General features: G+C 66.7%; 15 protein-coding genes and 1 pseudogene. 10 read left to right on the top strand and 6 right to left on the bottom strand.

The annotated features are described in order from the left end of the window. Positions 1 to 14: 14 nt before the first annotated feature. Together NS2_RS37375 and NS2_RS11690 are read left to right on the top strand one after the other, a co-directional pair. A complete protein-coding gene (locus NS2_RS37375) occupies positions 15 to 137 on the top strand; it encodes a hypothetical protein (protein ID WP_256255591.1) in 123 nt (40 codons plus the stop codon). Beyond that, positions 134 to 358 (top strand): hypothetical protein, encoded by a 225-nt coding sequence (locus NS2_RS11690; protein ID WP_033089673.1) that lies wholly within the window; start codon positions 134 to 136, stop codon positions 356 to 358. Before NS2_RS37375 ends, NS2_RS11690 begins: the two co-directional genes overlap by 4 nt. Positions 359 to 485: 127 nt before the next feature. Here NS2_RS11690 and NS2_RS11685 read toward each other — a convergent pair whose 3' ends face one another. Then, the gene (locus NS2_RS11685; RefSeq protein ID WP_155239328.1) at positions 486 to 1,157 is read right to left on the bottom strand and encodes a DUF3043 domain-containing protein; all 672 of its coding nucleotides are present in this window, start codon (positions 1,155 to 1,157) and stop codon (positions 486 to 488) included. Between the two features lie 195 nt (positions 1,158 to 1,352). Here NS2_RS11685 and NS2_RS11680 point away from each other — a divergent pair, with 195 nt between their 5' ends. The 3 genes from NS2_RS11680 to NS2_RS11670 all read left to right on the top strand — a co-directional run bounded on the left by NS2_RS11680 (position 1,353) and on the right by NS2_RS11670 (position 3,836). Then, a complete protein-coding gene (locus NS2_RS11680) occupies positions 1,353 to 1,703 on the top strand; it encodes a HesB/IscA family protein (RefSeq protein WP_033089671.1) in 351 nt (116 codons plus the stop codon). Positions 1,704 to 1,949: 246 nt separating this feature from the next. After that, positions 1,950 to 2,915, top strand: a complete 966-nt coding sequence (locus tag NS2_RS11675) for a carbohydrate kinase family protein (RefSeq protein ID WP_033089670.1) — start codon at positions 1,950 to 1,952, stop codon at positions 2,913 to 2,915. 207 nt (positions 2,916 to 3,122) lie between these two features. After that, positions 3,123 to 3,836 carry an MBL fold metallo-hydrolase gene (locus tag NS2_RS11670; protein ID WP_033089669.1) on the top strand — a complete coding sequence of 238 codons (714 nt, stop codon included), beginning with the start codon at positions 3,123 to 3,125 and terminating at the stop codon, positions 3,834 to 3,836. A gap of 253 nt (positions 3,837 to 4,089) precedes the next feature. On the opposite strand, the gene NS2_RS11665 is transcribed toward NS2_RS11670, so the two are convergent. Further along, on the bottom strand, positions 4,090 to 5,190 hold the full coding sequence (locus NS2_RS11665; protein WP_036546197.1) for a branched-chain amino acid aminotransferase: 1,101 nt from the start codon (positions 5,188 to 5,190) through the stop codon (positions 4,090 to 4,092). A gap of 205 nt (positions 5,191 to 5,395) precedes the next feature. On the opposite strand from NS2_RS11665, the gene NS2_RS35970 reads away from it, so the two are divergent. Next, positions 5,396 to 6,214 carry a DUF8017 domain-containing protein gene (locus NS2_RS35970; protein WP_155239327.1) on the top strand — a complete coding sequence of 273 codons (819 nt, stop codon included), beginning with the start codon at positions 5,396 to 5,398 and terminating at the stop codon, positions 6,212 to 6,214. A 293-nt stretch (positions 6,215 to 6,507) separates the two neighbouring features. Here NS2_RS35970 and gcvT read toward each other — a convergent pair whose 3' ends face one another. From gcvT to NS2_RS11640, 3 genes are all read right to left on the bottom strand, one after another. Next, the gene (gcvT, locus tag NS2_RS11650) at positions 6,508 to 7,608 is read right to left on the bottom strand and encodes a glycine cleavage system aminomethyltransferase GcvT (RefSeq protein ID WP_033089666.1); all 1,101 of its coding nucleotides are present in this window, start codon (positions 7,606 to 7,608) and stop codon (positions 6,508 to 6,510) included. Positions 7,609 to 7,711: 103 nt separating this feature from the next. Next, the gene (locus tag NS2_RS11645; protein ID WP_033089665.1) at positions 7,712 to 8,779 is read right to left on the bottom strand and encodes a 3'-5' exonuclease; all 1,068 of its coding nucleotides are present in this window, start codon (positions 8,777 to 8,779) and stop codon (positions 7,712 to 7,714) included. Positions 8,780 to 8,781: 2 nt separating this feature from the next. Beyond that, a complete protein-coding gene (locus tag NS2_RS11640; RefSeq protein WP_155241135.1) occupies positions 8,782 to 9,258 on the bottom strand; it encodes a hypothetical protein in 477 nt (158 codons plus the stop codon). A gap of 484 nt (positions 9,259 to 9,742) precedes the next feature. On the opposite strand from NS2_RS11640, the gene NS2_RS36765 reads away from it, so the two are divergent. The 3 genes and pseudogenes from NS2_RS36765 (at position 9,743) to NS2_RS38205 (ending at position 10,696) form a co-directional block, all read left to right on the top strand. Beyond that, positions 9,743 to 9,946, top strand: a complete 204-nt coding sequence (locus tag NS2_RS36765) for a DUF3311 domain-containing protein (protein WP_197707908.1) — start codon at positions 9,743 to 9,745, stop codon at positions 9,944 to 9,946. Between the two features lie 126 nt (positions 9,947 to 10,072). Beyond that, entirely contained in the window at positions 10,073 to 10,420 is a 348-nt protein-coding gene (locus tag NS2_RS11630) for a hypothetical protein (RefSeq protein WP_147207160.1), read from the top strand. 13 nt (positions 10,421 to 10,433) lie between these two features. After that, positions 10,434 to 10,696, top strand: a pseudogene (locus NS2_RS38205) (hypothetical protein). A 357-nt stretch (positions 10,697 to 11,053) separates the two neighbouring features. On the opposite strand, the gene NS2_RS11620 reads toward NS2_RS38205, so the two are convergent. Continuing rightward, entirely contained in the window at positions 11,054 to 11,680 is a 627-nt protein-coding gene (locus NS2_RS11620) for a hypothetical protein (protein ID WP_052086838.1), read from the bottom strand. Positions 11,681 to 12,160: 480 nt separating this feature from the next. Here NS2_RS11620 and NS2_RS11615 point away from each other — a divergent pair, with 480 nt between their 5' ends. Then, positions 12,161 to 13,234, top strand: a complete 1,074-nt coding sequence (locus tag NS2_RS11615; protein ID WP_143161383.1) for a hypothetical protein — start codon at positions 12,161 to 12,163, stop codon at positions 13,232 to 13,234. The last annotated feature ends 99 nt before the right edge of the window (positions 13,235 to 13,333 follow it).

Here is a 13,333-nt window from a genome sequence, read left to right as displayed (position 1 = left end):
GAAAACTTACTGCCATGTACGCACTGTCCGCAATCGTCGCAGCCGGAACCGCCATGGCGGTGCTCGGCACCCTGACCTTCGGCCTCATGGCCGGAGACCCCACCGACCCCATCGATGAAGGCGAGGCCCGCGCATGACCGCCATCACCCCCGGCCGCTTCCACACCACGACCGGCACCACCGAAGCAGTCACCATGTTCCGTCGATTCGTCACCCTGCTGGCCGCGGTCGGCCGAACCGTCCCCTTCCACCGCGAAACCAGCTGGGAATTGGCCGGTTCCACGAATGTCATCGACCGCGACCGCGACCGCGCGTCCCTCGAGATCCTGGCCCTGCGCAGCTACCGCGAACACGCCTGACGGGCGGTTCGAGGCCCCTCGACAGAGGCCCGAATCCGCCCGTCAGGCAAAGATATCCGGACAGCGAATCCGGCCGAACCGGGAGCATCCGAGCCGTCAGCGCCGACGGTGGCGGATGCCCGGCCGACTAGACCGCGTCGCCCGCGCTCACCTTCGGCTTGGGCGCGCGCATCCGGCGCACCTGCGAGGCGCGCACGAACGCGTACCAGCCCAGCGAGAACGAGGAATCGGCGGCATCCGGGAAGCGCTCCCGGACCCGCTTGTTCACGATGCGCCCGAGGACGACGCCCTCGATGATCATGAACAGCATCATCACCAGCATGGCCAGCGTCACGATCGCCTGCAGCGCCGGGGACAGGATCATGCTCAGGATCAGCACCAGCGCCAGCGGCATGAACAGCCCGAGCAGATTGCGGCGCGCGTCCACGATGTCGCGCACGTAGCTCTTGACCGGGCCCTTGTCGCGCGGGAGCAGGTACTGCTCATCGCCCGCGAGCATGCGGGCGCGGCGATCCTGCACATCGGCGCGACGCTGGGCCGAATCGGCCTTGCGCTCGGCCTTGGAACCGCGCAGCGCCTTGCGGCGGGCGCGGGCCTCCTTGGCGGTCTTCGGCGCGGGCGCCACCGGACCGCGCTTGCGGGCCTCGGCCTCGCGTCGCTTGGGGGTCGGGCGGCCCTTACCCAGGGTGACGGTCTTGTCCTCCACCACGGCACCGGCGTCGGTGCTGGAGCTGTCGGAGGTGGGGGTGGACTCGCCACGGCGCAGGAACTTCACGCCGACCAGGCTATTCGATGGCATGCCTCCCGGAAAATCCTGGTCCGCCTGATTGTTGTGTCGCACACCTCATCAGCTATCTGTCAGCGACTCCACAACCTGGGGCTTCCGGAGAATACGCGCCGCGTAGGATGGGGAATAGTCGCCCGCCGACCGGCGTTGACAGGCATCGAGCGGTACGCCGTCACGGGTTGAAACAAGGTCCCCATAGGAGAGTTCATGACTGTGCAGAACGAGACCACCACTCACGGTGTGACTCTGACCGACGCCGCCGCCTCCAAGGCGAAGGCGCTGCTGGATCAGGAAGGCCGCGACGATCTCGCCCTTCGTATCGCCGTCCAGCCCGGTGGCTGCGCGGGCCTGCGCTACCAGCTCTTCTTCGACGACCGCAGCCTCGACGGCGACCTGGTCGTGGAGTTCGGCGGCGTGAAGCTCGCGGTCGACCGCATGAGCGCCCCCTACGTGCAGGGCGCCTCGATCGACTTCGTCGACACCATCGAGAAGCAGGGTTTCACCATCGACAACCCCAACGCCACCGGCTCCTGCGCCTGCGGCGACAGCTTCAACTGAGGTAACCCGCACCAGCGCGGAACATCCACTGAGATGTTCCGCGCTGGTGTGTGTCCGGACCCCGCCACACGAAGAGTTTTCGCCGGACGAACCACCGAAACCGGCCGCGAGTGGCGTTAATGCGTCTCGGACAGTGTTATTTTCATTGGTGCGAGCCCGTTTCGGCTCGCCGCCCCCACCCACCGGCCCCGCGTTGGCGTCCCGCAGACAGGTGTGCGCAGCGCTCGTCACCAAAGGATCGACCCCGTGACCATCGCCGTGTCCGCGTCCATCGCGACCGACCACCTCATGCGCTTCCCGGGCAAATTCTCCGATGTGCTCCTGGCAGATCAGTTGCAGCACGTCTCGCTCAGCTTCCTCGTCGACGATCTGGTCATCCGAAAGGGCGGAGTCGCGGGCAATATCAGCTACGCCATGGGCGTGCTCGGCCGCACCCCGCTGCTGGTCGGCGCGGTCGGCGCGGACTGGGGCGAGTACCGGAAGTGGTTGGAGGACAACGGCGTCGACTGCTCGGCCGTGCGCGTGTCCACCGAGGCCCACACCGCCCGCTTCGTCTGCACCACCGACGAGTCCATGGCCCAGATCGCGTCCTTCTACCCCGGCGCGATGAGCGAGGCCCGCGACATCGACATCAACGAGCTGGGCCGCGAGCTCGAACTGGTGCTCATCGGCGCCGACGACCCGGAAGCCATGCTGCGCCACACCGATCAGTGCCGCGCCGCCGGAATCCCCTTCGCCGCCGACCCTTCCCAACAGCTGGCCCTGGTCGACGGTGAGACCATCGTCCGCCTCATCGACGGCGCGGACTACCTGTTCACCAACGAGTACGAGTGGGGCATCCTGCTCCAGAAGACCGGCCTGTCGGAGGCGGAAATCGGTGAGCGCGTCGGCATTCGCGTCACCACCCTCGGCTCCAAGGGCGCCAAGGTCGTCGACCGCGACGGTGCCGAACTGCACGTCGACGTCGTCCCCGATATCGCCAAGGTCGACCCGACCGGCGTCGGCGACGGCTTCCGCGCGGGCTTCCTCACCGGCCAGTCCGCGGGCCTGTCGCTGGAACGCTCCGCCCAACTCGGCTCCCTGGTCGCGGTCCTCGTCCTGGAAACCGTTGGCCCCCAGGACTGGACCCTCGACCATGACGTCGCCATGAAGCGCCTCCGCGAGGCCTACGGCACCGAGGCGGCCGCCGAAATCGAGCCGATCCTGCGCTGACCAGGCCACCCCGGCCCGATCCAGCCCGAGGCCGCCCGCCGATTCCCTTCGGCGGGCGGCCTTTCGCCTTCGTGGGGTGCAGCGGCGCGGCCGTGCGGCATCGCCGGTTGTGGTGGTAGCACAGCCGGACTGCGCCGGTGGCATTGCCGCAATCTTGTCGCCGGTCCGAGTGCGGCGGAATACATCGCGCGCAATACGCTGTGAGGCATGGCCTCCGACCGTTTGTACTTCCGCCAGCTGCTCTCCGGCCGCGACTGGGCCGTGGGCGACCCGATCGCCACCCAGATGCGCAACTTCGCCTACCTGATCGGGGATCGTGACAGCGGCGAATGCGTGGTCGTCGACCCCGCCTACGAGGCCGGGCAGCTGGTCGACATCGCCGAGAGCGATGGAATGCGATTGACCGGAGTCCTGGCCACCCACCACCACCCCGACCACGTCGGCGGCACGATGATGGGCTTCACCCTGCGCGGTGTGAAGGAACTGCTCGAGAAGACCGACGTCGCGGTGCACGTAAACGCCGAGGAACTCCCCTGGGTCGCGAACGTCACCGGCATAGCCCCCAGCGAGCTGACCGGCCATTCCCACGGTGACAAGGTCGCCGTAGGCACCTTCGAAATCGAACTCCTGCACACCCCCGGTCACACCCCCGGCAGCCAGTGCTTCCTGTTCGAGGACCGCCTGATCGCAGGCGACACCCTCTTCGTAGACGGCTGCGGCCGCACAGATTTCCCCGGCGGCGACTCCGACGCCATGTTCCGCAGCCTCCGCTACCAGGCCGACCTGAAGTCGAACCCGACCGTCTACCCAGGCCACTGGTACTCAGAAGAGCCCAGCGCCTCCCTGACCCACATCAAAGAACACAACTACGTCATGCGCCCCCAAACCCTCGACCAATGGCACATGTTCATGCCCAGCTAGCCGCTTCACCGAGTGGCACACTTTCGGGTTGATTTGCCCGATTCGCCCAGTAATTTGTGCCACTCAATGAATCTCGCGCGGCTGGTTTGGGGCGGGGAGGGATGGTCGCGGGCCTGCCATGCCCGGTTCGAGTGGTTTCTAGTCGGGTCGACGCGGCTGCGGTGTCGGGTGATTCCGACGCGATCGAGGTGTGGGGAGATGCCGCGCCCGCCCCGGAATCGTTCGGGGCGGGCGTGTTTCGTTCGGGCGGGGGTCAGGCCAGGGTGCGGAGCCAGCCGTGGGTGTCGGCGAAGGTGCCTCGTTGGATGCCGGTGAGGGTGTCGCGGAGGGCCATGGTGACCTCGCCGGGGTCGCCGGTGCCGATGGTGAATTCGCCCTCGGCGGAGCGGACCGAGCCGACGGGGATGACGACGGCGGCGGTGCCGCAGCCGAAAACCTCGGTGATTTCGCCGGTTTCGACGCCCTTGCGCCATTCGGCGACGGAGATCTTGCGTTCCTCGACCTTGTAGCCGGAGTCGGCGGCGAGGGTGATGAGGGAGTCGCGGGTGATGCCGGGGAGCAGGGAGCCGGAGAGTTCGGGGGTGACCAGGCGGGCGTCGGAGCCGGAACCGAACACGAAGAAGAGGTTGTTGGTGCCCATCTCCTCGACGTAGCGGTGCTCGCAGGCATCGAGCCAGACGACCTGGTCGCAGCCCTTCTCGGCGGCCTGCTGCTGGGCCAGCAGGGAGGCGGCGTAGTTGCCCGCGACCTTGGCCTCGCCGGTGCCGCCGGGGGCGGCGCGCACGTATTCGGTGGACAGCCACACCTTGACCGGCTTCAGGCCGCGCGGGAAGTACGCGCCGGCGGGGCCGCCGAGCAGCAGGTACTTGTAGGCGGCGGCGGGCTTCACGCCCAGGCCGACCTCGGTGGAGAACATGAACGGGCGCAGGTACAGCGCGTCCTCGCCGCCGGCGGCGGGCACCCAGTCGGCGTCGACCTCGAGCAGCTGGCGGATGGATTCGATGAACAGCTCCTCGGGTAGCTGCGCCATCGCCATGCGGGCGGCCGAGCGGCGAAAGCGCGCGGCATTGGCGTCCACCCGGAAGGTGGCGATGGAGCCGTCGGCCTGCCGGTATGCCTTCAGACCCTCGAAGATGGCCTGGCCGTAGTGAAACACCATGGTGGCGGGGTCCATCGAGAGCGGGCCGTAGGGCTCCACGCGGCCGTTGGTCCACTGCCCGTCCACATAATCCATCGACACCATGTGGTCGGTGAAGAAACGCCCGAACCCGGGCTCCGCGAGAATCTCCTGCCGCCGCTGCGCCGGTAGCGGCGCGGGATGCGGGACACGGGTGAACTGCGCGGCAAGTGTCATGACCTGGAGTCTAATTCGCCGCCCCCGACACGCCGGTGCGGGCCTGCCCTCGGCCGACCTGCACGGGACGGGCCACGGCCGAAGCGCGCGGACTACCCCCGTTGACGTGCGCAGGCGGACACCGCTCGACGTGTGTGGACGGCTCGGTGCCCGGCTGGGATCAGGTCGCCTGGATAGGGTGGGCCTCGTGTATCCGGATTACCCGATGTCGAAGCCGCCCCGCCCGCAGCGGCCGCTGGTGATCGCGTTGATCACGGTCAGCGTGCTGGGGTTGGTCGTCATCCTGGTGGTCGCGGCGATGGCGCCCGCGCACACCGTCACCGGAACCGCGCTTCCCGCAGACCAATACGGGCCGCAGGACACCGCGACGCGCACGAAGCCGCTGCCCACCACCACGACCGCCGCACCGCAGGCCACCATCGCGGCGCTCACCCCGGGCTGGCAGACGGCGTATTCGATCTCCCGCAACGCCGTCTACGACGTCCCCCAGGACTGGACGGTGCCGACCCCGACCACCATCATCGGCTTCGAGAGCGGCAACAGCCGCGTGGTGATGAGCGGTGCGGCGGAACTACAGCCGAAATCGTGCGACGGCCATCATACGAAGGCCATGGCGGGCGTGACCGGCTCGAAGCTCGGCGACACCGCCGCCGCGGCCAAGGACGTCGCCACCGACTGGGCCACCATCGGCGGCTCCAACGACGACCGACCCAACGCCACCTTCACTCTGTCCCCCGTCGAAACCCTCACCGTCCAAGGCAAACCCGCCGCCCACGTGACCGCGACCCTCACCAACCCCGCCCCCTACGACTGCTCCCACCCGGCCACCGCGGTCGTACACACCATCGCGGTAGCGGGCAACAACGGCCAATCGGTGGTCATGGTCGTCTTCGCCGACCAGAACGTGGACGGCGCGACCACCACCGAAACGATCCGCCAAATGTTCAACACCCTGCGCCCCGCCGGACTGAAACCCGCCGACTGCAAACAGGACAACCAGGTCGTCGGCACCTGGTGCAACTGAGCCGGGCCACCGACCGCGGCAGAAACGCGAAGCCCGCTGCGCGGGAGCATGATCCGATCATCCGACCTTGCCGACCATCCCAACGCCACCACCATCCCCGGGCCGCCACCAACCCAGCGCCGGGCACCGTCCCTGTAGCACTCATCATCCCGGCGCCGCCGAGTATCCCCAGCGTCGCTGACCTGCACAGCCGTTCCCGTGGCGGTCGCGAGATCAGCATCGTGCCGAGGTACGAAAACGCCGCGGGCGAGAGGTGATCTCGGCCGCGGCGCAGAATTCGTGACGGGTGTTCGTCAGGCCGTGCGGGTTTCGACGAAGGGCGGGCGGATGACCCCGCAGCGGAGGCGGCGTCCGCGGACGTCGACCTCGACCTCGTCGCCGGGCTCGAGGCCAGCGGCGGTGTCGAGGAGGGCGAGGGCGATGCCGACCTTGAGGCTGGGAGAGAAAGTGCCGGAGGTGGTTTCGCCGACCTGGGTGTCACCGCGCATCACGGTCTGGCCCTGACGCAGCACGCCCTTGTCGATTGCCTGGAGGCCCAGCAGGATTCGGCGCGGACCGGCGGTCTTCTCGGCCTCCAGCGCCGACTTGCCCCAGAACTGCGGCTTCTTCCAGCCGACGGCCCAGCCGGTGCGGGCCTGCAGCGGCGAAATGTCCAGGGACAGTTCGTGTCCGTGCAGCGGATAGCCCATCTCGGTGCGCAGCGTGTCGCGCGCGCCCAGCCCGGCGGCCTGACCACCGGCGGCCTGCACCTCGGCGACCAGCGCACGGAACACGGCCTCGGCGTCCTCCCAGCGCGGCAGCAGCTCGTAGCCGTGCTCGCCGGTGTAGCCGGTGCGGCATACCCGGATCGGGCGGCCGTCCCACTCGGCGTCGGCGTAGGCCATGTACTCCATGTCGGTGGGCAGGCCGAGCTTGGCCAGCACCTCCGCGGAGCGCGGGCCCTGCACGGCGAACACGGCGTAGCCGCGGTGCTCATCGGTGATGGTGATGCCCTCGGGCGCGGCCTTCTGCAACTCGGCGACCACGGTCGCGGTGTTCGCGGCGTTCGGCACCAGGAAGATCTCGTCATCGCTCACGTAGTAGGCGATGAGATCGTCGATGACCCCGCCCTCGGGCGTGCAGCACAGCGTGTACTGCGCCTTGCCCGGGCGAATCCGGTTCAGGTCATTGGTCAGCGCCGAGTTCACGAACTCCGCGGCCCCCACCCCCTTGACCGTCGCCTTCCCGAGGTGACTGACGTCGAACAGCCCGACGGTGGTCCGCACCGCCGTGTGCTCCCCCACGGTGCCCGCATAAGAAACCGGCATCTCCCACCCCCCGAAAGGAGCGAAGCTGGCGCCCAGCTCGACATGGACGGCGTGGATGGGTCCCTGCAGCAGTTTCTCGTCGGTCACCCGAAGCAGCTTATCGGTCCCGCCCTGCGAACTCGCGCGGGCGGCTGCCTCATGTCACGCCAGGCCCTCAGCCTCATATCACGCGAGGCCACTCGGCGTCGCGTCACGCCAGGCTGCTCGGCTCCATCCTGTCGATTGCGCCGAGGCGGGCCAGGAAGCCGGTCTCGTCCAGCACGTCGATGCGCTGACCGCGCGCCTGTAGCTCGACGACTCGGCCGGCTTTGGTGGTCGTGAACGCGGCGGGGTCGGTGCCGCGGAAGCCGTCGCCGATGACCAGGCAGGTCGTGCGGCGGGTGATATTGCGGGCGGGGGTGGCGCCGCACGCGGCGATGGCGTCCCATGCCTGCTGCCGGGTCATGGCCGCGAGATCGCCTGTGAACACGATGGTCTCGCCGTGGAGCGGGTGAGCCGGGTCGGTGCCGGTGACGGCCGGCTGTACCAATTCCGCACGGCCGAACCAGGATCGGCGTGGCGGACGCTCGGACGATCCCGACCGCTCTTGCGATATTCGTGCGGTACGACCACCCGCGCCGGAGGCCCGCACTGCCGACTCGCTCCCCAGCGTCGACTCGGCCCGCAGTATCGGTTCGGTCCGCAATGCCGGTTCGATCCGCAGCGGGCGTTCGACGACCATGCGTTCGAGCGCCGACAGTGAATCGACCCCGGCGCGGGCGGCCAGCGCGATCACGATGTCGGCGGCCGCGGCGGCGTCAGCGGCCGCGTCGTGGTGGTTGGTGAAGTCGATGTCGAGGGCGGCGGCGACGTGCGGCAGACGGTAGCTGTCCAGATCCAGGTGGCGGCGGGCCAGGGCGAGGCTGCAACTGTACGACCAGCCTGGTTCACGAATTCCACTGCGGCCGCAGGCTTCCCGGATGGCACCACTGTCGAATCCGGCATTGTGGGCGATGACGGGCAGATCATCGACCAGCCGCACGATTTCCGGCCAGCGATGCGCGAACTCCGGCTGCTCGGCGACCATGGCCGCAGTGATGCCGTGCACGCGAATGTTGTGCCAGTTGAAGAAGTCCAGCCCCGCGGGCGGGCGGCACAGCCACGACTCGGCCTCCGCGCGACGCCCGCCCTGCACGACGGTGACGCCGACCGCGCAGATACTGCCCCGCGCGGAATTAGCGGTCTCGACATCGATGGCGGCGAACGACAATCCCGCCATACTCACCGCACCGCGAGCGGCAACGGCCGCGCGAGGGGACCACCGAATTCCACCAGAAACGACCGCGCCAGCCGCAACGACTCGAAGGCCGCCCAGGCTTCGGCGAGATCCGAGAGACCTCGCGCAAGGGTGAGCACCGGCCGAATATGGTCGTCCACCACGTCGACCTGGGAGTCCGTCAGCGCGACTTCCTCCGGCGACACGATCACCGGCCACTGCGGCCGGGTGAGCTTTCCGCCGGTCGCGTCCTGCTGCTCGGTGAAGCGCGCATCGACGAATTCGATTTCAGCGCAGACCGTTTCGACGGTGGTGCCGACATCAATGGTCCCGGCAGTCCCGCAGACCACGACCCCCTTCGCCGACGACTCAACCGGCCCAGGCTCCCCCGCCCGGGTGACCTCGACTCCTTCACCGGTCAACACGACCGGGAAATCGGACGTGAGACTGCGGATCTCATCCACACGGGAATCCTCCAGCACCCAAGCGCCCGATAGCCGCGACTCCCCCAGCGAGGCCCCCACATTCACATGCCAGATAACCAACCGCTCCCCGGCCGCACCGAGTACCGCGAGGGAATGCAGGTCGAACGAGGCAGCCATAGCTCTCCACGGTCGTGCCGAACAGATACCGGGCTACGTTAGAGCATCCCTCCGACAAACCTCCCCGGAACCCGCCACGAATCCCCCACGCGCCCAAACAGTTCCGACCGACCGGATCGGACAACCTGCCCACCGCCCTCGACAACCGCGTGCCCCAGCATCATCGTGTGGCCGGGACCGCCGCGCGCCGCAACCGAGCCCCGGCCCCCGTCGTGGAACAGTTCGCAAAGTCAGCGATCCGCGACCACCCGGAGGACCCGCGTCCAACTCGGAACCCGCGCCGCCCACGGCCACCCCGCTCGCCGAGCGAGGACCCGCACTCCTGCTGTTGTCCCTCCCCGGCGTCCCCTACTGCCTGGCCCCGGTGGTCGCCAACCGCATCGAGCCACGCATCCTCGGCATCCCGTTCCTGATCGCCTACCTCGTCGCCGTCACGATCCTGACGGGCCCACTGATCTGGTTCGTAGCGCGCCGCGACCCCGCAAACCGTTCGGTCGCACCGGAATTCGTCCCCGCAGACGCACTCTTCCCGTCGGCATCCGACAGCGAAGCCGAGGACCCCCGATGACCGGTGATGCGACGGTGACGGTCACCCTCTTCGCGCTCGCCATGCTCGGATCCGACAACCTACCTGCCTCCCGATTACGTTAAAGATCATCTCGCACTGTTCGAAAAGGACGGCGCGACTCGATTCATGGTCGAGAGCAACTACAACAAGTACGGTATCGGCCAGGTCGACGGAACTTCGTTTGTGATGCCGAAGTCAGAGGCCGATGCCCTGCTGGCGTCGATGAAGGGCAACCCCGCAGCCATGGAGAAAGCGCTCGGTCTACCCGACGGATTTCTGAAGAGCAACAACCTGGTTCGCGCCGACATCCGGCATCTCGACACCGCTAGGTTACGGATTCCTTCAGGCAATGAAGCCGACGCCAACAGCCAGCGGATTCCTGGCTGTAAGCTGCCGAGCGGAGGAAACGAGGCCATGGTCGACGTCGGCGGCGTGAAGCCCGGAACCGACTACAACGTGACCGAAACCAAGTAGGGGGGAGAGCGAATTGAATTTCGAAGATACATACGTGAGTCGAGAGCACCGTTTCTCTCTCGGAACCGAGCAAGATTCCGGAAAATTCTACCTGCCGATCCGCGTGAGCAATGGCCTCGTGGATTATGAAGAATACTAGGCGCTGATCAATCCACGTACGATCGCTTCCTCACCGATCTGTCAGTCGCAACAGATTTCGCCGACAAATGCCGCAGGCAAGAAATGGATCAGCTTCTGATCGTCAAGCCTGGCAGCAATCGCGGGACAGCAATGTGAGACCCTTCTATCGTGAAGCGCGCCGAGCCCGGACGCTACTCCGCATCGCGCCATAGAATTTCGCGGACATGCCATATCGCTGCGGCCGGCTCCGCCCTGTGTCGATCCCGAGCACATGGATGGTTCCCAAATTTCGTTCGTTCCCTGAAATTCGCAACGCCCGATGAGAATGCACACCTGGACTGGGATGCACGACGGCTGCGACGGGTGAGTCGCCCGGCGAGTGCCCGGCAATGTAGGTGAGCAGTTGGTGCACGTCCGCCGCACTCACCGTCTTCGAGTCGTAGCGTTTGTACTTCGCGTCGACATCGGCACCCCACCCGGGATGTCTTGGAGTAGTCGAAGAGCTCGATGCGATCAATTTGCTTCCAGTACCGGCGGGCCGAGCAGGTTCTCGTGAAACCCGTCCCAGTCGACGCGACCGCCATCGACCAACCGGACTGCGCCCCATTCGAGAGAATGCAGACCCTTGACCGAGCTACAGATGGCAACCAGGACGAGCCAGCCGCTGGTGACCACGGGATCGCTTTCCGCCGCACGCAGAGTTGCCAGAAACCTTCGTTCCTCGTCGCTCAGTTCGGGGTCCGGTAGTCCGAGGTCGAGCATTTCCTGCACCGGACCGGGGTGAAGGTCGGTCAGTGCGATCCGTGCGTCGGAGGTCGCGAAAAGGGTTGTCTGTATCCGCCCGTCCGGCCCACTCGAGAATCGCCATGGAAACAGCGCTACGCCGTTGACCACCGGAACCCGGTACGGAGCTTTGCCGGGCCGTACGAGCGGTGCGCCGAGCAGATTGCCGAACCGTTCGAAGCGCTCGGCGATGCCGTCGTAGAACTGCTCATAGACTCGCGTCGACCGGTGGTCGGACACTTCCTGGGCACGCTGCGAGGCCGCGTGCTCGGCCTCGACCGATCGTCGGATCTCACGCCGAATCCACGGGCCGTGCTCGCCGAAAGTCTCGAGTGCCCAACGATGTCCGTCGTCCATGGTTGTCTCCCTGAACTGCTCTGAGACAACGCAATGCTACTGTGACTCGAGCGCCCGATTCTGACAATCCGTGCCGAATCACCCTCGTGCACAAGCGAATTGGATAGCCAGCCCGGTACTGTATGCATCGCGGGACAGTTGCGGGCGAGCGATCGGACTCGATACCGAGCTCCGTCGAACAGAAACCGACATAACCGACAAAGCTCCCACATCAATTCCGTTCGATACCAAGATTTCTCATGATCGCGCAGCCTCGGTGCCGTACCGTAGAAAAGCTCCTGAGTGTGATCGGCGTCGAATGGGGACGATGCGATGGGTGGGCCCGAGAGTACACGGCAGCTGCCGCGATTCTGGCAGGCAATCGAGATGTTCAGCCCGCAAGAGATACCGAAAAGGGCTGGTCGAGGCTCCAGCCCCGGCGTGGAGCTCGCGGCAGGGCTGCCGCATGCCCCCGACGGCAGGTGAAGGACGCGGCCGACGATGGGATGGATCGCACGACGCCGCAGTCGACGCGACGCACGAGCCGCTCAGGAGCTCGCGGCGTTCCAATCGTTCGCCGCCGCGAACGGTGCGTCGATCGTGGCCGTCGATAGCGTCTACCAGGTCGGCCGGCGCGGCAGCAAGGCATTGGTGCGCACCGGCGGTTCACCATTTCAGCGGGACGCGTGGTTCTGGTGGACCAGGGTCCGCCCGGGATCCTTGGCCGCGGTGTATATGGGTGAAGGATGGGGATCCCACAGTGGTCGCGGAAACGTCCTCTATATCGGAAGTCGTTCCGGCCACGGCGTTCTGGCGACCGTCGATGCGGGCACGTGCGTCCGAGCATCACGGTACGCGGCCAATTCGGGTGATCTCACGGCTGCCCCGCCCCTGCTCGTCCAGCCGCCCCGAACCCTCAGCGCCGGGCGGATTGCGCGGAGAACCATCCTGATCACGGTGCTCACCTGCATGGCTCCGTTGTCCGTGCTGTACTACATCGGCCGTGACGGCGAGTCACGACGCGAAGCCAACTTGGATTCCGCACTCAGGTCGACCTGTTCGTATTCAGCCGGGACAACGCGAGCCCACGCCTTGACGGAAACCGGACCTCGCCCGGTCCACCTCATAGAGACCTCCACCGTGCGGTACGCAGGCAATGACCTCCGAGAACAGCTGACGGCCAGCGGCGCCAGCGCTGACGCATGGCGACCGAAACGGGTAGGTGAGGTGCAACTGGTCGCCTGTGTCTCCGGCCTCGGCGACGGGGACCTCGTCAAGGAGGTCAGTTGTGTATCAAACGCAAATGCAGCCGACGGGTGGTCGCGACGACTGGCGTTGCGAAATGGCAAGTACCACATAACCGTCCATGAGGCTCGTACGGGACGCTCTATCGCGAGCATCGATCTCGACGGGGAAGCGTTCCCATTCGATGCACTCAACGATGACACCACGCAGTTGTGCGGCGCGGCACCGGCAACCGTCGACCCCGGCCGGCGCGGAGTGCTGCTCAGCACCGTTTCCGTGGCCCAAGTTCATCAAGTGGTGGACCCCTTCATAACCGGGCCGAAACAATGAAGTTCCGACATGTCCAGCGGGAGGCAGGGATATGACATCACCAGGGGAACTTGAAGCAAAGGCACTGCGAAGCACAATCGGTCTCGTCGACTACCTTTC

The sequence above is a fragment of the Nocardia seriolae NBRC 15557 genome (genome assembly GCF_007990715.1).
GTDB lineage: Bacteria > Actinomycetota > Actinomycetes > Mycobacteriales > Mycobacteriaceae > Nocardia > Nocardia seriolae.
Note: the sequence above shows the minus strand (reverse complement) of the source record. Positions and strands in the feature narration are given on the sequence as shown.

Coding starts and splice junctions, on each gene's coding strand:
- NS2_RS37375 (WP_256255591.1), top strand. CDS start 15: ATGTACGCACTGTCCGCAATCGTCGCAGCCGGAACCGCCATGGCGGTG.
- NS2_RS11690 (WP_033089673.1), top strand. CDS start 134: ATGACCGCCATCACCCCCGGCCGCTTCCACACCACGACCGGCACCACC.
- NS2_RS11685 (WP_155239328.1), bottom strand. CDS start 1,157: ATGCCATCGAATAGCCTGGTCGGCGTGAAGTTCCTGCGCCGTGGCGAG.
- NS2_RS11680 (WP_033089671.1), top strand. CDS start 1,353: ATGACTGTGCAGAACGAGACCACCACTCACGGTGTGACTCTGACCGAC.
- NS2_RS11670 (WP_033089669.1), top strand. CDS start 3,123: ATGGCCTCCGACCGTTTGTACTTCCGCCAGCTGCTCTCCGGCCGCGAC.
- NS2_RS11665 (WP_036546197.1), bottom strand. CDS start 5,190: ATGACACTTGCCGCGCAGTTCACCCGTGTCCCGCATCCCGCGCCGCTA.
- NS2_RS35970 (WP_155239327.1), top strand. CDS start 5,396: ATGTCGAAGCCGCCCCGCCCGCAGCGGCCGCTGGTGATCGCGTTGATC.
- NS2_RS11645 (WP_033089665.1), bottom strand. CDS start 8,779: ATGGCGGGATTGTCGTTCGCCGCCATCGATGTCGAGACCGCTAATTCC.
- NS2_RS11630 (WP_147207160.1), top strand. CDS start 10,073: ATGGTCGAGAGCAACTACAACAAGTACGGTATCGGCCAGGTCGACGGA.
- NS2_RS11620 (WP_052086838.1), bottom strand. CDS start 11,680: ATGGACGACGGACATCGTTGGGCACTCGAGACTTTCGGCGAGCACGGC.
- NS2_RS11615 (WP_143161383.1), top strand. CDS start 12,161: ATGGGATGGATCGCACGACGCCGCAGTCGACGCGACGCACGAGCCGCT.